This is a genomic window from Brevibacillus brevis (genome assembly GCF_022026395.1).
In the GTDB taxonomy this organism is placed as follows: Bacteria; Bacillota; Bacilli; order Brevibacillales; family Brevibacillaceae; genus Brevibacillus.
In genome coordinates this window covers 97,605-116,329 of the sequence record NZ_CP041767.1, presented here as the reverse complement: position 1 = coordinate 116,329, position 18,725 = coordinate 97,605, and the positions used below count along the sequence as shown (strand labels likewise).

Genomic DNA, 18,725 nt, shown 5'->3' with positions numbered 1-18,725 from the left:
TCAGCCATGCGAAAAGAAGCCTTAGCTCCCCAAGCTAAGGCCTTGTCAGTGCAAGCCTTCCTAATGCGTATCCACTTATTGAAGTGGGTTTCCGACTAGCGAAAGCTCTGGATGCTGAATCAGCGCTTCACGGCAATAGTCGCACGTGATGCTGACGACCGTATCTCCACTTTGTTCTCTCGATATTATAAGAGCACGTTCCTCCGGGGTCAAGGAATCAAACCCGAGCTGCGCTTCCGTTACTTGCGATTCGTCAAATTCTGCAATCTTCATGCCGCAGCAGCGACATGTATAGCGTATGCTCATGCACATACCACCCCCATACTGTTCCTATCGCTTAGTATGGACGATTGGGTGGGAAATCATACTACTTTTTCAAGCTGTTGTAATGGTTCATGACCTTTAAAAACGACTCTCTTGTCCACATGGCGCATGCGTCAGCCGCCAAGCTCACCGCTTCTTGAATGTCGGCTCTTTCTGACACTGGAAACGTATTCAAAACATAGTCGCTGACGCTCCGCCCTGGTTCAGGACGACTGATTCCTACCTTGATTCGTTTAAACTCCTGTGTGCCCAAATGCTGAATCATCGACTTGATGCCGTTATGCCCACCAGCGCTGCCTTTTTCTCGCAGGCGAAGATGTCCGGTCGGCAAATCAAGATCGTCGTAGATGACGACAAGATCGTCGGGGATCAGCTTGTAAAATTTGAGTACTTCCGCTACCGATTCACCGGAGAGATTCATGTACGTCTGCGGCTTCACCAGCAGTACCTTCTCGCCCTCGATGCGGCCTTCGCCCACGAGTGCACGAAACTTGTTTTGCGTAACAGGAATTCCCCATTTGTCGCTAATCTTATCTATGGCCATAAAGCCAGCATTATGTCTGGTGTCTTCATATTTTTTGCCGGGATTACCCAATCCGATTATGACTTTCACGCTTATTCCCTCCTACTCTCTCCCCATTGTACTCGAATGGTTACGTGAACAAAAGTAGAAGGGCAGAGATGAAATCACCTCGCCCTTCTTTTTTCACGCCCTGATTTTATTCGTTCGCTGTTCCTGCTTTTTCAGCCACTGCTTCAGCTTCTTGTTCCGCATCGATTGATTCTTCGGACTTGGCCTTCACTGGCAGTACACTGATTAGCACTTCCGTGGATTCGAGCCCCAGATCTACTCCGGGTGGGACATTCAGATCGGAAACAAGCACGACATCCCCGATATTCATTCCATCGACATCGACCAGGAAGGATTCTGGTATATTACCTGGCAAGCAAGTCACTTCCACACTGTGGCGGATAAGGGTAGCCACACCCAATTCCGGATCTCCTGTCATGAGGACAGGGACAGACGTGTGTATTTTTTCATTCATATTGATCTTCTTAAAATCTGCATGCAAAATGTTCCCCTGCAAGGGATGCCGTTGCAGCTCATAAACCATGACATCGTGCGTGTTCCCATCTACACTTAACCGAAATGGCTTGTTTGTCGACTGGTTACGCAGGGCCGCATCCAGCTCTCTTCCCTTGACCTGAATCGGCTTATTGCCCACTTCGCTCCCGTAGATAATACCGGGAACCCAACCTTCGTTACGCAGTACCTTTACAGCATTGCCTGTCTTTTTTTCGCGAGACTGTGCCTGTAATTGTTCCACAAAAAAACCTCCTTCGGACCGCTAGTAAAAGTTTCCTCACTAGCTTGTCCATCGGAGGTTTAGTTCAATCCCCTAACAGGGGATTGTATATTAATCGAACAACTTGCTTACGGAAAGCTCTTCGTGAACACGAATGATTGCTTCACCAATGATTGGCGCTACGGAAAGAACGGTAATCTTATCGATAATTTGTTCTTCTGTCAGCGGAATCGAGTTGGTCACAATCAGTTCCTTGATCTTCGAGTTTGCAATACGCTCGATAGCAGGACCAGACAGAACTGGGTGCGTGCAGCATGCATATACTTCACGTGCGCCTGCTTCTACAAGTGCACTTGCAGCCAGTGTGATCGTTCCAGCGGTATCGATAATATCGTCGATGATAATCGCTGTTTTGCCTTCGATGTTCCCTACGATGTTCATTACTTCGGCTACGTTTGGTTCTGGGCGACGTTTGTCAATAATGGCAATAGGCGCTTCCAGACGTTCTGCCAATTTACGAGCACGGGTCACGCCACCGTGGTCTGGAGATACAACAACGATGTCTTTCAGACCTTTTTCAGAGAAGTGTTTACCCAAGATAGGCACACCCAGCAGATGATCTACCGGAATATCGAAGAAGCCTTGGATTTGTGTTGCGTGCAGATCCATCGTAATCACACGTTGTGCACCCGCTGTCTCGATCAGGTTCGCAACCAGCTTAGCCGTGATTGGATCGCGTGCACGTGCTTTACGATCTTGACGAGCATAACCGTAGTAAGGAATAACCACGTTGATACTCTTAGCCGAAGCGCGCTTCAATGCATCGACCATGACCAAAAGCTCCATCAGATGCTCATTAACGGGAGCAGATGTTGGCTGAATGACAAATACGTCACAACCGCGAACACTTTCATTGAGTTTGAGTTGGCATTCGCCATCACTAAAGCGCACTACTTGTGCGTTTCCGAGTGGTACGCCGATGTGTTCGGCGATTTCTTTTGCCAGTTCCGGGTTTGCGTTGCACGTAAATACCTTCAGTTTTGGGTCGCGGTAGTTAGCCATGATCTTCTCAAGAACCTCCCGTTATGATTGCTTTTTGCCCTTGCGAGGCATTTTGTTCGCGTAATCGATTTTATTTACTTGACGCTCACGTGCGATCGCAAGCGCATTATCTGGCACATCTTGATTAATGGTCGATCCTGCAGCTACATAAGCATTTTGTCCAACTGTAACTGGCGCAACCAGATTGCTGTTGCATCCGATGAATGCTCCATCTTTTACTGTTGTTTTATGCTTCACTGCCCCATCGTAGTTGACGGTAATCGTTCCACAGCCAATATTGACTCCGTCTCCGATTTCCGCATCTCCTACATAGCTGAGATGTGGAACCTTCGTACCGTCACCAATTTTCGCATTTTTCAATTCCACGAAATCACCGATTTTGGCATTGCTTCCAATCTGTGATCCTGGTCGAACATAAGCAAATGGCCCAACAGATGAGTTACTTTCGACACTCGAATCAACCATCACCGAGTAAGAAATGGTCACGCCACTCGCTACTTCTACGTTCGTCAGATCCGCTTGGGGCCCGATTACACAATCGGCTCCAATAGTTGTTTGTCCACGCAGGAAAGAACCTGGGTGAATCACGGTATCTGCCTCAATCTTCACATCAGTTTCGATGTACGTAGAAGTTGGGTCGATGATAGTCACACCATTTCGCATGTGACCAGTCATAATACGTTTTTTCATGTAGGCTTCTGCTTCCGATAGCTGCACACGATCGTTCACACCCATTGTTTCCTCCGGGTCAATCGCTTCGTATCCGACTACCTTTTCACCTGCATCACGCAAAATACCGACAACGTCTGTTACATAGTATTCGCCTTGTGCGTTGTCATTTTTCACTTCCGCCAAGGCTTTCCATAATTTTCGGTTGTCATAGCAGTATATGCCCGTATTAATTTCTCTGATCGCCCGTTCCGCTTCCGTAGCGTCTTTATGTTCCACGATTCGCAATACTTCGCCCGCCTCATTGCGCACGATACGCCCATAACCTGTTGCGTCAGGTAACACGGCGGTCAATACAGTTGCAGCCGCTTGCTGCTCCTCGTGATAGGTCAGCAAGGCCGACAACGTAGTCGCTGACAAGAGGGGAACGTCTCCATATAAAAGAAACGTAGTTCCTTCTTTATCCTGTAAAAACGGCGCTGCCTGCGAAACGGCATGTGCCGTCCCCAACTGTTCTTCTTGCAGAGCATAAGTGACGTCCTCGCCTAGCTTGGCGCGGACAGCGTCAGCACCATGACCTACGACGACAACGATATCCTGAACCTGCATGGACGCCATCGTATCGACTACATGCTGAACCATAGGCTTTCCGCACACAGGGTGCAGGACTTTGTACAGCTTCGATTTCATCCGTGTACCCTGACCAGCAGCCAGAACCACGGCATGGATCTTAGACATGTCAACCCTCCATCGTAGAAGTTCCACAATGACTATATCCTAATTCATATGTGAATTTCAAGACAATCGATACAGGATTATGGTTGATTCCTTGCATTGCCAGTAGTTAGACATATGGCAGACAACATTTAATTTTCTGACAGAAATGTGATATATTGTTTGGCGAAAGGGGTTATTTGAAGGAGGTAGGATGAGATGAGCGCAGAGGTATACTTGCTGACTGGGTATTTAGGAAGCGGAAAAACCACCCTTTTGCAAAAGTGGCTGACTCATTTGCGCATCACAGACCAGAAAGTGGTCGTATTGATGAATGAAATGGGGGAGGAAGATATTGACGGGGAACAATTGCAGGGGTTTGGCTTTCCTGTCAAAAAAATGCTCGATGGCTGCATATGCTGCTCGATCAAGGGCGAGCTGACGGAGGGCTTGAAAGATATTATGAACGCCATTGCGCCAGACCGAATCCTCATCGAAACTACTGGTGTAGCCGATCCACTCGATGTCATCGATACGATTACTCATCCAGAGCTGTATGATCGACTGGAGTTAAAAGGGACCATTAGCGTTGTCGACGCCTCTCGCTTTCTGGACCTCAACTCACGATTCTCCTCGACTGCCACTCTGGTCAAAACAATTCGAAACCAAGTGCGTTACGCAGACCTGCTTCTGTTGAACAAAACCGATTTGACTAATCCTGATGTCGTAGAGCGGGTTCGTCAAAAGCTCAGTGAAATCAATCCGACTGCACCCATACACGCTACTGTTCAGGCAGAAATAGAAGTCTCCCGGCTTTTATCAGTCAAACGAACCGTTCATGAGCGACCGCTCGACAACGAGGAAAACCGCCCCATGGCCGTACAGAAAAGCATCGGCCGAATGTCAACGATGGACAGGCTCAAGCAATCCCTTGGCCTGAAAACAAGCCAACCCTCTCTCTACAATAGTATCGAAACGTTTTCCTATGTATTTACCGGACCCGTAGACGAGAAAAAATTCGAGGACTTTCTGTACGATCTCCCTAAAAACGTCTATCGGGCAAAAGGCTATGTCCAGTTCCACGGAAAGCCCGAGCTAATCTCGTTTCAACATACCGATAATCAGGTGCTCCTGTTTCCATTTGAAAATTTCGGGCCGAAGATGGTAGCTGTCTTCATCGGAGAAGGAATGGATCGAGAATTTATTTTGAACGATTTAAAAAAATGTTATGGTTAACGGACGCCGAAGCACCCTGCCGAAAGTGACAGGGTGCTTTGAGTATCAGGACTTTTTAAGCACCAGCTTCGATAGTGCTTTCTTCCTCTTGACCTACGCGGTCGTATTCTGTGAGAACTGCTGCCTGAATCTTTTCACGGGTAGTCGAAGAAATCGGATGTGCAATATCACGGAATTCTCCGTCTGGTGTACGCTTGCTCGGCATAGCTACAAACATACCATTGTTTCCGTCAATGACACGGATATCATGAACCACAAATTCATGGTCAATTGTAATGGATGCAATCGCTTTCATCCTACCATCCGTATTCACTCGGCGAAGTCTTACGTCTGTTACTTCCATCTAGTTCACTCCCTTTATCTATGTAACGCGTTTAGGATTATTTCCACCTGCTGGGTAAATATTCCTGCTTATCATTATGTAATTTTTGAAAAAATATATAAATATGTTTATATGTCATTTTTTGGAAACATTTTCTGCAAGTACAAAAACAGCCCAATGCGCGTGGCATCAGGCTGTTTTCCATTTTTTTCTATCCGATATAAGCTACGATTTCGATTTCGACTTTTACATCGCGCGGCAGTCGTGCCACTTCCACAGTGGAGCGAGCTGGCTTGTGATCGCCAAAATATTGGCCGTACACTTCGTTCAGTTGACCAAAATCATTCATGTCCTTGATAAATACAGTCGCTTTCACTACATTCGTCAGGTTGCCACCAGCTTCTGCCAGTACCGCTTGAATGTTGGAAAAAACCTGATGGGTTTGCTCCACGACGTCACCTTCTACCAGAGTGCCGTCTGCACGCAGCGGAATTTGACCGGATGCGAAAAGAAATGGACCTACCTTTGCAGCTTGGCTGTAAGGACCAATAGCGGCAGGAGCCTTGTCAGTTGAAACAAAAGAGATTGCCATACCTATCTACTCCCCTCTAATTTCAAAAAAACTGCCTAGCTCTATTTCAATTTGCTTGCCCTTGAAGTCTACATCCTGCAGTTTTGCAAGTGATACGTATTCATCTACCAAACGCTCAGAAACATCCGCTGTCGTTTCTACCAGTACGCCGCATCCCACTACGGTTGCACGGAATTCCTGCAACAAATCAATCATGCCCCGCAGCGTCCCGCCAGCTTTCATAAAGTCGTCCACAATGAGGACACGAGACTGCTCGGCCAAACCGCGGCGAGCGAGTGACATGGTTTGAATTCGTTTACTGGAACCAGATACATAGTTAATGCTCACTACTGAACCTTCCGTCACCTTGTTGTCACGGCGCACAATCACAACAGGCACATTCAAAAACATAGCCGTCGCATACGCAAGTGGAATCCCCTTTGTTTCCACCGTCATGACGACATCCACATTTTTATCCGCATAAGCGGTTGCAAAGAGCTTTCCGATCTTCGCCATCGTTTGTGGATTTCCGAGAATGTCGGACATGTACAAGTATCCACCTGGCAAAAGTCTCTCTGGATTAGCGAGTTGACCGATCAGTTCGCGCATGAAGTGAAGGGCCTCTTCCGTTTTGACCTGTGGAATATACTTCACTCCGCCTGCCGCTCCCGCCACCGTTTTCAACAAGCCTACCCCTTGGACTTCAAAAGCCTCTTTGATGATAGACAAGTCTTCACTGATGGATGATTTCGCTGCGCCGTATTGTTCCGCGAACAGAGTGAGAGGAGTCAGCGTATGGGGATGGGCGAGCAAGTGCTGCGTCATGTCAACCAGACGTGCACTTCTGCGCAATTTCTTCATGGCTCTTCCTCCAAAACCGAATATTATGCTGATAATGTATCATTTCCATACGGGTTTATGCAAGTATTTCCCCTTCTTTGGCGCCTAACATTCGGACAACAAACACATCTTTGACAAAACCTCGCAACGCATTGTAGATCCGATGTACTTTCGCTTCCTTTTGCACAAGAGCAAACACGGTAGGACCGCTGCCAGACATCAGGACACCGTCTGCCCCCGACGCGACCATGAGATCCTTGATCTGTCTTACTTGTGGATGGAGCGAGAGCGTGACATTCTCCAACACATTCCCAAGAGATTGGCACATGAGTGAAAAGTCTTGGGTCGCAATAGCTTGCAGCATTTGTTTGGTATCGGGATGATTATCGATCTGGGCCACACGCAGGTTTCCGTACACATCCGGGGTAGATACTCCGATAGGCGGCTTGGCTAGAATGACCCAGCACGGTGCAGGCGCTCCCAGATGCGCAATCTGTTCGCCACGCCCCGTCGCCAGTGCTGTTCCACCGTAAACGCAAAATGGCACATCAGAGCCAATCTCCGCTCCGATTTTAGCCAACTCATCTCTGGTCAACCCGAGATTCCATAATTGGTTCAAGCCGCGCAGTGTTGCCGCTGCATCACTGCTGCCACCTGCCAGCCCAGCCGCAACTGGTATTTGCTTGTCGATATACAAGTGTACGCCCTGGCGTACTTGAAATTTTTCTTTCATGAGCGTTGCCGCTTTATATGCATGGTTACGGATATCATCCGGTACGAAGCTGGCAGAACAGTCCAGCGTAATCTCACCATCTTCGCGTAGAGTCATGTCCACACGATCTGCCAAGTCTACGGTTGTCATCACCATTTCCACTTCGTGATAACCGTCCGGCCGTTTGGCAAGCACGTCGAGAGTCAAATTAATTTTGGCCGGAGCTTTGACCGAGATACGCACGTAATTCACCTCTGCCTACTTTCTAAATTTCCTAGTCTCTTATTGTAGCATAGGCAAACTCTCCCATGCCACTTGATCAATTAAAAAGAATAGGATCGAGATCATTATGGGTATTTCGAAAATTCAGCTCTCTTTACAGAAAAAAAAGCCGGGCTGCCCCGGCTTTGTCAACGAGTTTTATATGGTGAGAAACGTCCGTTCGATCAAACCCAAACGTTACAATCGCTTAGCGGCTAATGCTTCCTCAGCAAGCTGAACAGCGCGCTTGACCATGTTACCCGCGTCACGTGTCGTGATGCCTCCCCAACCCTCGGATTTTACCGTATCGTAAAACCCAAGCTCTTTGGCCAGTTCCATCTTTAACTGCTCTGACATCAGTCCTCGTCTGCGACCCATAGCACCCTCCTTCTCGTCGACAAGCTTAGTGTGCTCCATGCCGCTCATTTTATTGCCTCAACCAAATGTTCAGAGCTTTTCGATATAAAAAACAAAACAGTAGAACCCAAAAGGGCTCTACTGTTGTACAAATGTGATGCGGATGTGCTCGTTTTCGCGGCACACCGTCAATTCTACTGTTTCCGTCAAGATGTCAGCATAGCTGTAAGATACCCGCTCAAAGAGTTGATCGTCATCCAGCTTTACCACAAACACAGATGGGTAAGTTTCTTCGAGGATGCCACTACGTTCAACGGTTTTGCGGCGACCGCCATTAGCCTTCAGCAGGATGCGCTCACCAATGTGTCCGTCTAAACTACGTTTAATGTCAAGTAACGCGTTTCTTGCCATTGTTCCATCCACCTCGCTTACATCTATTATAACAGCTCCCTTATATTTTGTCAAAGAAATAAAAAATTATAGCAACCCTGCAGATATTTTGTCAACGGGGTTTTTTTCATAAAAAACGTAGATATTTGTCAAATGATATGCATAAAGGGCATAAATACGCAAAAACCCCCATTCTTGGGGGATCTCGCCCAAAAATAAGGGGGTCGTCTACACGATTTACGTAATCAGTCCGCGGCGCATACCTTCGTTCGCTAGGCGGGCAAATTCGTCCAAGCTGAGTGTTTCACCACGCCGGGTCGGATCGATCCCGATGTCATTGAGCATCTGTATTACTTCATCCTTTTGGGTTTTAGGAAACAGTCCGTTCATCAGGTTGTTCAACAATGTCTTACGGCGCTGCGCAAACGAGCTGCGTACCACTCGGAAAAACACATCCTGATCGTCTACTTCCACTGGCGGACGATCTCTTACCTTTAAGCGAATCACTGCTGAGTCGACATTCGGACGCGGGACAAACACACTTGCAGGCACAATCATCGCTACTTCTGTATCTGCATAGAATTGAGCTGCGACTGACAGAGAGCCATAGTCTTTCGTTCCTGGTTTGGCTGCAATTCTCTCTGCCACTTCCTTTTGAATCATAACCACGATGTTTTCGAGGGGCAATCTCTCTTCCAGCAGCTTCATCAGGATCGGTGTCGTCACATAGTAAGGCAAATTCGCCACTACGCTCAGCTTTTCCACTCCTGTCATCTTTTCTTCTATTAACTTCTTCAGATCCAGCTCCAGTACGTCCCCGTGAACGACTTCAATATTTTCATAGGGTGACAGCGTGTCCTGCAAAATAGGCAAAAGACGCTGGTCGATTTCGATCGCCATCACTTTTTTGGCTGCTCGTCCCAATTGCTCCGTCAGCGCACCGATACCGGGGCCAATTTCAATCGCTCCCTTTTCCTTGGTAAGGTCTGCTTCTGAAACAATGTTATGTAAAATATTGGTGTCTATCAGGAAGTTCTGACCCAGACTCTTCTTAAAAGCAAAGCCGTACTTCTCCACTATCTCTTTTGTGCGCGTAGGTGTGGCAATATCCTTGCCCGCTATTTGGGTCATGGCTTACTCCCTCTCTTTGTTGATGGCCGCAATGGCCGCTTCGAATTCTTCTCGACTGATTTGGAAAGCATTGAGTCGCTGCAGCATTTGCTTTGCGTTGGCGTATCCGATCCCCAATGCTTCTCCCAGCTTGATTCTGCGTTCTTTGGCATCTACTCCGGACGTCAGGCCATTTGCCAACAAATCGTCAGAGGTAATCTCTCCAGCCGTTTCCGCCATTTCGGTACGCACTTCTGAGAGCGCACGAATAATCACGTCAGGTGTCGCGTTTTCGACGCCGATGTCGCCCTTTTTGGTCCCATCCTCCTGGGTAATAAATGCGTGCTTGCAGCCTGGAACCGACTTGCTGATAATTTTTCGGATGCGCTCCCCTTGATAATCAGGGTCTGTGAAAATAATAACACCGCGTTTTTGTTGCGCCAGCCTGATTTTTTCAATCGTTCTTTTATGAATGGCAGAACCGCCAGTTTCAATCGTATCGGCATTAACCGCACGCTTGATTGCTGCGGTATCGTCTCGACCTTCCACCACGATGACTTCCTTGATCTTCATCATGTGCCTCCACTTTCGTACAAAGTCGGTACGATACTAGTGTTCCAAAAAAACCGTACCTCAAGCAAAAAATACATGAAACATTTGGTAAAACAGGATCGTCTAACTAACAAACAGCTTATCATAATAACCTTGGAGGAAACAGAAGAACAGGAGCAATCGCTCCTGTCCTAAGGCTTCTGTGGTCCAATGATATATACAGTTTTGTTTCGCTTGCGACCGAATTTCCTCGCCTCGGACTCCGTGCCTACGAATACGTCGATTTTGCCACCTTTCATGGCACCACCCGTATCTTCAGCTCGACGATACCCAACACCTTCAATGTACACCCACCATCCATACGGAATGACTTTAGGATCTACAGCGATTGTGTGACCTGCCTTGGCTTTTACCCCTGTCGATGTGCGTCCATATCCTGGAGAGCTTGGGTGTTTGCCACCTCCCGAAGGAGTATATGCAGTCAGGGTAACCCCGTTCAGTACTTTTTTCGGCCTAAACACTTTTCCACCACGCGAGACCGGACCCGCTGCAGAAGCAACCAGGACCCGATCTGGCTGACCCTTTTTCTGCAACGTTGGGACTGCGGTACCCACGGCTACGACATTATCTTTCTTCGGTACAAGTACATCTCTTTTGACCAGATCACGGGAGACTTCTTTTCCATCTTCCATGATCAGCTTGTAGTGTGCAATTGCCTTACCTTCTTGCCCGCTTTGTAATACGCGGGTTTTACCTTTTTCCAGCGCTGGATCATTTTTGCGTATTTCTTGAAAGGTGACTCGCTCATCGACTTTTACCATTTTCTCAACAACCCGCTTTACGCTGATCGAGGAGTCCTTGGTAAGTGTAGCGGTCAATGCCGGTTCTACCCGGTCCTTCTCACCTAGCACGATGCCGCCGTCCTTCAACGCACCAGCAACATCACGACTAAGTGTCTCTATCGTTTTTTTCTGCCCGTCAACCTGGATTGGTATGGACCAGGTTGTATATAAAGTAATGAGTGCTCCGTCTTTTAGCTTCGTCTCTAGTGTCGGTTGAAGGGAATCCTTTTCCGTTACCGTAATGTTTCGCTCGGTTAAGAACTGCTCAACGGTCTTGGCTTTTGTAGCGACCGTCTTGCTTTCTCCGTCCAACGAAAAAGTGACCTGTTTTGGCTGAGTAGCCTGGGCAGAGAAATAGCCAATCATGGGAACGAGCACAAGAGCAAGGCAGCCAAACATGACTAGCCCACGATTCTTATACCTTTCCCATATCGCGCGTAACTCCATTTCCCACACTCCTTTTCCTAGAAAAGCACAAGGCTCTTCTTGTCTAGCCAGGTAAGGGTCGATGTAATTGCACTAATATTCTGGAAGTGGCCGGTACTTCACAAGGTCGGCTTTGATTGTATTTCACTTTCTCGGCTTTGTCAAATTTACCCTCCCTTTTGGCTGAAGAGATAATGGTATCAGACTAGCAAAATAGGCTTGGCGAATGGTAGCAGAAACCTGTCGAGAAGCCATGTCGGATGGACAATAATCGTTCGACACATTGTTCATCGTATGCTTCGACAAAATGGAGTAGAACCTGGTTACTTCACACAAAAAAACGGGAAATCACGTGATCAATCGTGATTTCCCGTTTTTATTAACCATTCATGCGAAAAAGACGTCTTGCGTTGTCTGCAGTAATTTGCGCCATTTCCTCGTAAGACAAACCATGAATGTTCGCCATTTCCTCACAGACGTAACGCACATATCCACTCTCATTTCGCTTTCCACGGAAAGGATGCGGAGTGAGATACGGGCAATCCGTCTCTATCAACAGCTTATCTAGCGGTACCTTCGCCGCTACTTCTTTTGGCTGCTTGGCATTTTTGAACGTAAGCGGACCACCGAACGAAATATAAAAATTCATATCGAGTGCCTGCTTCGCTGTTTCCCAGCTGCCAGAGAAGCAGTGCATGATTCCGCCAACATCTGCTGCCTTCTCTTCCTTCAGAATCGTCAAAACGTCATGGTGCGCATCGCGATTGTGGATGATGATCGGCATGTCGAGCTTGCGAGCCAGACGAATCTGCTTCCGGAATACTTCTGCCTGCACATCACGTGGCGACGTATCCCAGTAGTAGTCCAAGCCCATTTCACCCAAGCCCACTACTTTTGGATCACGACTGAGTTCCTCGATCCATTCCAGGTGTTCGTCTGTCATGTCCTTGGCGTCTTGTGGATGCCAACCGATAACGGCGTAAATAAAGTCATACGCATGAGCCAAATCCATGCAGCTTGGAATTGTTTCAGCGTTGAATCCGATGTTCACAATCGTACTGACGCCATTTTCTTGCGCACGAGCAATGACCTCAGCACGATCCTCATCGAATTCCTTCGCATTTAGATGAGCATGGGTTTCAAATAACAAGATGGGTCCTTCCTTTCCTTGCCCTCGTTACTTCACGATTGCTCCGTTTGGCATACTTGGGTCAACAGTTGCAAGTGTCAACTGATCTCCTGCCGATGCTGCCAAGATCATTCCTTGAGACAGCTCACCGCGAAGCTTCACTGGCTTCAGGTTGGCTACGAGGATCACTTTTTTGCCAACCATATCTTCTGGGGAGTAGTATTTCGCGATACCAGAAACAACCTGGCGCTTCTCGTAGCCGAGATCCAATTGCAGAACCAACAATTTGTCTGCATTTGGATGCTTGGCACATTCCACTACCTGTGCGACGCGCAGCTCTACTTTTCCAAAATCGTCGATGCTGATTTCTTCTTTTGCATCAGCTGGCTTGTCAGTTGCTGCTTCTGTTTGGTTGGTGTTTGTTTCACTCACAGGTGCTTCCCCTTTCAAAGCTGCTTGCTTTTTCTTGTTTTCCTCCGCTTGGCGACGTGCTTCTGCTGTCGAATCGTCGATGAAAGCCAGTTCCGCTTGAACATCCAGACGAGGGAAGAGTAGTTCCTTGCGGCTAACGGTGCTTCCAGCAGGCAATCCACCCCATACACTTGCAGATTCCCAGCTCGTTGCTTCTTCATTGCCCAAAATACCCAGTTGGTCCCAAATTTTCGCTGGGGCTTTGGTCATGAACGGTTGGATCAGCACGGAGCTGATGCGGATGCTTTCCACCAAATTGTACATAACGGTTGCCAAGCGACCTTTGGTTTCTTCGGATTTTGCCAAATTCCAAGGCATGGTCTCGTCGATGTATTTGTTTGTACGTCCCACCAGTTCCCAAATGTGAGCCAGTGCATTGGAGAAGCGCATTTCTTCCATGTGCTCTTCCACCAACGCCTTCGTTTTCATCGCAAGGCCGATCAGGCTGTCATCCGGCTCTCCTGCATCCTGTGGAGCTGGAACGATACCATCGAAATATTTCTCAATCATCGTAGCGGTACGGCTCAGCAGGTTTCCGATGTCATTAGCCAAGTCGTAGTTCAGGCGCTGTACGAACGATTCTGGCGTGAAGATGCCATCCTGACCGAAGTTGATTTCACGAAGCAGGAAGTAGCGAACGCCGTCAGAACCGTAACGGTCGATCAAAACCTTCGGGTCAATGACATTCCCCTTGGATTTCGACATTTTTCCATCTGGCATCAGAAGCCAGCCATGACCAAAAATTTGCTTTGGCAACGGAATATCCAGTGCCATCAACAGGATTGGCCAATAGATCGTATGGAAGCGCAAAATGTCTTTTCCAACCATATGAACATTGGCTGGCCAGAAATTACGGTATTTGCTGTCGTCTTCGGACAAATAGCCGAGAGCAGAAATATAGTTCGTCAATGCATCGATCCATACGTAAATGACGTGCTCTGGATCGCTCGGCACCTTGATTCCCCAGTCAAATGTACTGCGGGATACGGACAAATCCTGGAGGCCTGGCTTCAGGAAGTTATTGATCATTTCGTTGCGGCGGCTCTCCGGTTGAATAAATTCAGGGTTTGCTTCGATGTGTGCAAGCAGTCTGTCCTGATACTTGGACATGCGGAAGAAGTAGTTTTTCTCCTTCACTTTTTTCACTTCGCGACCACAGTCCGGGCAAGCATATCCGTTGTCTGTTTTCGCTTGGGTTTCTGTCCAGAAAGCTTCGCAAGGCACACAGTAGAAGCCCTCGTACTCACCCAAATAAATATCACCTTGGTCGAGCAGACGCTGGAACACTTTTTGTACGACTTCTTTATGACGAGGCTCAGTGGTACGGATGAAATCGTCATAAGAGATGTCCAGCTTTTGCCATAGGTCCTTTACCCAATCGACAATCGGGTCGATGAATTCGAGTGGTTGTTTGCCATCCTCGGCTGCACGCTCTTGGAGCTTTTGACCATGCTCATCTGTCCCTGTCAGGTAATACACATCATAGCCGCGCAAACGCTTATAACGAGCCATGGCATCACACGCGATTGTGGTGTAAGCGTTACCGATGTGGAGTTTGTTACTTGGATAGTAGATCGGTGTTGTGATGTAATAAGTAGGTTTCATTGCAACTATTCCCCTCCTGTTTACGTTTATTAAAATAAGGAAAAGCCCGCCCCAAAAAAATTGGGGCGAGCTCTATCTCGCGGTACCACCCAAATACTCCGTCCCCTCACGGAAAACGGACTTGGTGAGTCAAAACATGACTCTACCCGTAACGTGGGCATACGTCACAAACTACTAAGGTACGGTCAATGCCGTTACTGTTCATCTGCAAGACTCAGGGGCCATGTTCAGCTTGCTCGCTTATACCGGTTTTCAGCTACCCCGGCTCTCTGAAATAAGGAGGATCGGCTTACTCTTCCCATCATGGTCGTTTGGTATCATTTGCTGCATTTATCCTCTATTGTACACGACCAACCTGTTTTGTAAACATCCTCGGCAAGCCCATTTTCCTAAGGAATTTTATCGCTGGCTTCATACCAACTTTACAAATTACCAGCAGAAAAGAGAAAACTTGGAGTTTTTGTCGAATTGCCATGTTGCGTTTCGACATTCATCGACTTATTCGACACCAATACTCCCAGTAAATTTTATCCATAAAAATTTCCATATCGCTGCCAACATTTTGAGAAACACCGATTTAACAGCATTTTCGTTTTGAAAAAACATTTTGCTTTTCAAGGAATTGTCAAAATCATGTTGACACCTTTGGGAATGGCTGGTATGATAATCCCAACAGAAAATGTCGAATATTGACGATAAATGATGAGCGTATAACAATAGCATCGACATATACAGACTTTTGGGAGGAGATTTTAACTATGATGAAATCAACCGGTATCGTTCGCAAAGTAGATGAATTGGGTCGTGTTGTTATTCCAATCGAATTGCGCCGCACTTTGGGTATCGCTGAGAAAGATGCTTTGGAAATCTACGTTGACGGAGAGCGCATCATCCTGAAAAAGTATGAGCCTGCATGTATCTTCTGTGGAAACGCTGATAAGGTATCTCACTTTAAAGGTAAAATTGTGTGCCAAGATTGTCTGACAGAAATGCCTGTTAAACGCTAATTTCATTTGATTACATAAACATGCCTTTGTGGGACGAGCCTACAAAGGCTTTTTGTTTGCTATTTTTTCTTCAGCAGCGCTCGGAAGAAGTACAGCCTGGGCACATACAAATCAGAATAGACCACATCAGCTGGCATTTCAAAGGATACGTCGCCAGAAAACTGCAATCCAACCTCCACCAAAACTTGCTGCAGTCGCGCTAAATTGATCAGCGGGTAATCAAATGTGAGTACAAGCTGCCCATCGTCTTTTAACACTCTATGAAATTCGCGAAATGCTTCCACCATAATCGGGTCTTCAAGATGCTCGAGAACAGAGATGCAAAATACAGTATCAAACTTTTGATCCGAGTACGGCAAGTAAGTCAAATTTGCTCGACAATAATAAATACCGTTAAAATAATGCGCAGGCAAGCTATCTGCTACTCTTTTCCCAAATACGTCCACAATATCTTGATAGATCGCTTCCTTAGACAGTATCCGATTATCGAGATCACAAGCGTGTACTTCTCGACAATGATTGGCCAAATAAAATTTGAATGGGTGGCAGATCCCGCATGCCGAATCAAGTACAACGTCATTCGGCCTGGCAAACTGTTTGGCCCAGGCATATTCGTACGGTCTACTGTTCCATGTAACCGGCAGCGTAAAAATAAAATGATCGTCTTTTTCATCTGTTTTCACAATAAAACGAGAATCACGAATACTCACAGCTGATTCCCCCCTTCCTTTCCTTCCGAAAACACCCTCAGCGCCCCTTACCATCGTATTCACCTGCCACGTCGAGATGACGAAAAGAAAAAGCCGACCGTATCGGCCAGCTTTGCTCCCTCTTTAACATTTATTCACGATGATATTCGTTGTAAACATCTCGCTTGGATACGTTTCGATCATCGGCTGCTTGCTTGATGGCTTCCTTTTTCCCCATGCCTTGTGCGCAGTAATGATCCACGTGTTCCACAATACTCAGCGATTGCCACCAGGTATCATCGACTTCCGCTTCCAGCGGACCGGTGTTCCCTTCGACAATCACACAAAATTCACCACGCACCTCGCCGCTTCTAAGCCATTCCAACAGCTCATCCAACGTTCCACGCACAAATTCCTCGTAACGCTTTGTCAGCTCTCTTGCCAGGACAGCTCGGCGATTCCCCCACGCTTCCCGCATGGCAGCAAGCGTCTTTTCCACCCGATGGGGAGCTTCATAAAATATCAGCGTTTCAGGATATCGTTTCAATCGCTCCAGCTCTTCGCGTCTTTCTTTGTTTTCGCGTCCCATAAATCCGCAAAATACAAAGCGATCCGTAGGAAGACCGGAAGCAATCAAAGCTGTTAACGCCGCATTGGCACCTGGAACGGGGATGACAGAAAATCCCGCTGCGGTCGCATCTCGTACCAGCTCCGCACCCGGGTCGGAAATAGCGGGCAAGCCAGCGTCGCTTACCAAAGCAATCTTCTTGCCCTCGGCAAGCCACTGCAGCAACCCATTCCCACTTGCTTCCTTATTATGCTCGTGATAGCTGACCGTACGTTTTTCAATTTGAAAATGGTTTAGCAGCTTTCTCGTCTGGCGCGTATCTTCACACGCGATGACATCGACTTCACGCAACGTATTTAGGCACCGCACCGTGATATCATCGAGATTGCCAATGGGTGTAGCCACCAAATAAAGGACTCCTGCTTCTTCTGACGCAAAACTGCGTTGCACATTCATTCGGAGGCCCCTCCAATCAATTCTTCTTTTTTCTTGCGCGTTAATCGTTTGATGCTCTCTTCACGCTTGAGACCCCAGGAACGGTCTGCTCCTTCTTCCCAATAGAGCAGCTCCACTGGCCCGCGGCCTCTCGTATACTTGGCACCCTTTCCTTCATTATGAGCAGCCAAGCGACGGATCAGCTCTGTCGTATATCCGGTGTAGAGTGTCCCATCCGCACAAGAGAGGATGTAGACATAATGACTCTTACTCGAGGGAATCTCGTCTGCCATAATAGATTTCCTGTAGTTCTTCACAGTATTGCTCTCCATTTTCATACACAATCAGCGGCGGCTGAATTCTCAGCTCCGGCTTTCCACCCCTTATTCCCTCGATCAGAACCATATTTGGCTCTGCTTCCCTGCGCGGATAAACCAGGCGCATCCGTTTCGGCTCGATGCCGTATTGGCGCATAAGCGAAATGATGTCGATCAAACGTGTGGATCGATGCACGAGCGCCAGCTTCCCGCCATTTTTTAGCAGTTGGCTCCCCACGCGAATGACATCTTCCAAGGACAGCATAATCTCATGACGGGCAATCGCAAAGTGCTCGCTGATGTTTTTCTCCCCACTGGTCGCAGGCATATACGGCGGATTGCATGTGATCAAATCGTACTTCCCATGCCCGAACAGCGACACCGCATCCTTCACATCGCCGTGATGCATCGTAATTCGTTCGTTCAAGCCATTCAATGTCACATTGCGGCTCGCCATACTGAACAAACGCTCTTGAATTTCGATTCCATCAAAACTGGCTTCTGGCGTACGCGTGGTCATAATGAGCGGTATAGCCCCATTGCCCGTGCACATATCCAATACTTTTCCGCGCTTCGGCACAGATGCGAATCGCGCCAAAAGAACAGCGTCCATCGAGAAACAAAACACTTCGTGGCTCTGGATTATTTTCATTTCATGTGTCAATAAATCATCGATGCGCTCTGTTTCATAAAGCGGCACGTTGGTGACAGGTTCCATCTGTGGCTCGTACTCCCTTTTGTTCTTGTCTTATTATTCCTATCCGGAAAAAAGCGACCTGACACGTGGCCCAGGTCGCTTTTTCATGTGG

The 18,725-nt window shown here is 47.5% G+C and carries 22 protein-coding genes and 1 other annotated feature; of the genes, 2 read left to right on the top strand and 20 right to left on the bottom strand.

Features of this window, described 5'->3' with window-relative positions:
- Window positions 1-75 precede the first annotated feature (75 nt).
- The 5 genes from FO446_RS00705 to glmU all read right to left on the bottom strand — a co-directional run bounded on the left by FO446_RS00705 (window position 76) and on the right by glmU (window position 4,100).
- Window positions 76-306, bottom strand: coding sequence for an anti-sigma-F factor Fin (locus FO446_RS00705; protein ID WP_007726431.1), 231 nt, complete (start codon window positions 304-306; stop codon window positions 76-78).
- A 61-nt stretch (window positions 307-367) separates the two neighbouring features.
- Window positions 368-937 (bottom strand): aminoacyl-tRNA hydrolase, encoded by a 570-nt coding sequence (gene pth / locus FO446_RS00700; protein WP_088910194.1) that lies wholly within the window; start codon window positions 935-937, stop codon window positions 368-370.
- 106 nt (window positions 938-1,043) lie between these two features.
- Complete coding sequence (locus tag FO446_RS00695) at window positions 1,044-1,652, bottom strand: 50S ribosomal protein L25 (RefSeq protein ID WP_173612096.1); 609 nt, start codon at window positions 1,650-1,652, stop codon at window positions 1,044-1,046.
- Window positions 1,653-1,742: 90 nt separating this feature from the next.
- Entirely contained in the window at window positions 1,743-2,693 is a 951-nt protein-coding gene (locus FO446_RS00690) for a ribose-phosphate diphosphokinase (RefSeq protein ID WP_007726399.1), read from the bottom strand.
- Between the two features lie 21 nt (window positions 2,694-2,714).
- Entirely contained in the window at window positions 2,715-4,100 is a 1,386-nt protein-coding gene (gene glmU / locus FO446_RS00685) for a bifunctional UDP-N-acetylglucosamine diphosphorylase/glucosamine-1-phosphate N-acetyltransferase GlmU (protein WP_173612097.1), read from the bottom strand.
- 195 nt (window positions 4,101-4,295) lie between these two features.
- On the opposite strand from glmU, the gene FO446_RS00680 reads away from it, so the two are divergent.
- Window positions 4,296-5,312, top strand: coding sequence for a CobW family GTP-binding protein (locus tag FO446_RS00680; RefSeq protein ID WP_221868232.1), 1,017 nt, complete (start codon window positions 4,296-4,298; stop codon window positions 5,310-5,312).
- Between the two features lie 55 nt (window positions 5,313-5,367).
- Here the strand turns inward: FO446_RS00680 and spoVG are convergent, their stop codons facing one another.
- The 11 genes from spoVG to metG all read right to left on the bottom strand — a co-directional run bounded on the left by spoVG (window position 5,368) and on the right by metG (window position 14,900).
- Complete coding sequence (spoVG, locus tag FO446_RS00675; RefSeq protein ID WP_007719936.1) at window positions 5,368-5,655, bottom strand: septation regulator SpoVG; 288 nt, start codon at window positions 5,653-5,655, stop codon at window positions 5,368-5,370.
- Window positions 5,656-5,845: 190 nt separating this feature from the next.
- On the bottom strand, window positions 5,846-6,226 hold the full coding sequence (locus tag FO446_RS00670) for a RidA family protein (RefSeq protein WP_047074468.1): 381 nt from the start codon (window positions 6,224-6,226) through the stop codon (window positions 5,846-5,848).
- A gap of 6 nt (window positions 6,227-6,232) precedes the next feature.
- Window positions 6,233-7,066: a pur operon repressor gene (gene purR / locus FO446_RS00665; protein ID WP_173612099.1), complete on the bottom strand. Its 834-nt coding sequence runs from the start codon at window positions 7,064-7,066 to the stop codon at window positions 6,233-6,235.
- Window positions 7,067-7,121: 55 nt separating this feature from the next.
- Window positions 7,122-8,000, bottom strand: coding sequence for a 4-(cytidine 5'-diphospho)-2-C-methyl-D-erythritol kinase (gene ispE, locus FO446_RS00660; protein ID WP_047074466.1), 879 nt, complete (start codon window positions 7,998-8,000; stop codon window positions 7,122-7,124).
- A 216-nt stretch (window positions 8,001-8,216) separates the two neighbouring features.
- A complete protein-coding gene (locus FO446_RS00655; RefSeq protein ID WP_173612100.1) occupies window positions 8,217-8,396 on the bottom strand; it encodes a small, acid-soluble spore protein, alpha/beta type in 180 nt (59 codons plus the stop codon).
- 117 nt (window positions 8,397-8,513) lie between these two features.
- Window positions 8,514-8,786: a biofilm formation stimulator Veg gene (gene veg, locus FO446_RS00650; protein ID WP_005830485.1), complete on the bottom strand. Its 273-nt coding sequence runs from the start codon at window positions 8,784-8,786 to the stop codon at window positions 8,514-8,516.
- A 216-nt stretch (window positions 8,787-9,002) separates the two neighbouring features.
- Window positions 9,003-9,896: a 16S rRNA (adenine(1518)-N(6)/adenine(1519)-N(6))-dimethyltransferase RsmA gene (rsmA, locus tag FO446_RS00645; RefSeq protein ID WP_173612101.1), complete on the bottom strand. Its 894-nt coding sequence runs from the start codon at window positions 9,894-9,896 to the stop codon at window positions 9,003-9,005.
- Between the two features lie 3 nt (window positions 9,897-9,899).
- On the bottom strand, window positions 9,900-10,448 hold the full coding sequence (gene rnmV / locus FO446_RS00640; RefSeq protein ID WP_173612168.1) for a ribonuclease M5: 549 nt from the start codon (window positions 10,446-10,448) through the stop codon (window positions 9,900-9,902).
- A gap of 170 nt (window positions 10,449-10,618) precedes the next feature.
- Entirely contained in the window at window positions 10,619-11,716 is a 1,098-nt protein-coding gene (locus FO446_RS00635; RefSeq protein WP_237899764.1) for a resuscitation-promoting factor, read from the bottom strand.
- A 358-nt stretch (window positions 11,717-12,074) separates the two neighbouring features.
- Complete coding sequence (locus FO446_RS00630) at window positions 12,075-12,845, bottom strand: TatD family hydrolase (protein WP_173612103.1); 771 nt, start codon at window positions 12,843-12,845, stop codon at window positions 12,075-12,077.
- A 27-nt stretch (window positions 12,846-12,872) separates the two neighbouring features.
- Window positions 12,873-14,900 carry a methionine--tRNA ligase gene (gene metG / locus FO446_RS00625; RefSeq protein WP_232774380.1) on the bottom strand — a complete coding sequence of 676 codons (2,028 nt, stop codon included), beginning with the start codon at window positions 14,898-14,900 and terminating at the stop codon, window positions 12,873-12,875.
- A 58-nt stretch (window positions 14,901-14,958) separates the two neighbouring features.
- Window positions 14,959-15,214 (bottom strand) — a binding site (T-box leader).
- Between the two features lie 444 nt (window positions 15,215-15,658).
- Between metG and FO446_RS00620 the strand changes: the two genes are divergently transcribed.
- Complete coding sequence (locus FO446_RS00620; protein ID WP_007719913.1) at window positions 15,659-15,907, top strand: AbrB/MazE/SpoVT family DNA-binding domain-containing protein; 249 nt, start codon at window positions 15,659-15,661, stop codon at window positions 15,905-15,907.
- A 59-nt stretch (window positions 15,908-15,966) separates the two neighbouring features.
- Here the strand turns inward: FO446_RS00620 and FO446_RS00615 are convergent, their stop codons facing one another.
- The 4 genes from FO446_RS00615 to FO446_RS00600 all read right to left on the bottom strand — a co-directional run bounded on the left by FO446_RS00615 (window position 15,967) and on the right by FO446_RS00600 (window position 18,634).
- Window positions 15,967-16,617 (bottom strand): class I SAM-dependent methyltransferase, encoded by a 651-nt coding sequence (locus FO446_RS00615; RefSeq protein WP_237899763.1) that lies wholly within the window; start codon window positions 16,615-16,617, stop codon window positions 15,967-15,969.
- A 130-nt stretch (window positions 16,618-16,747) separates the two neighbouring features.
- Complete coding sequence (gene rsmI, locus FO446_RS00610) at window positions 16,748-17,620, bottom strand: 16S rRNA (cytidine(1402)-2'-O)-methyltransferase (RefSeq protein WP_173612106.1); 873 nt, start codon at window positions 17,618-17,620, stop codon at window positions 16,748-16,750.
- Entirely contained in the window at window positions 17,617-17,892 is a 276-nt protein-coding gene (locus FO446_RS00605) for a GIY-YIG nuclease family protein (protein ID WP_007719905.1), read from the bottom strand. Before FO446_RS00605 ends, rsmI begins: the two co-directional genes overlap by 4 nt.
- Entirely contained in the window at window positions 17,867-18,634 is a 768-nt protein-coding gene (locus FO446_RS00600; protein ID WP_173612107.1) for a tRNA1(Val) (adenine(37)-N6)-methyltransferase, read from the bottom strand. Before FO446_RS00600 ends, FO446_RS00605 begins: the two co-directional genes overlap by 26 nt.
- Window positions 18,635-18,725: the final 91 nt, after the last annotated feature.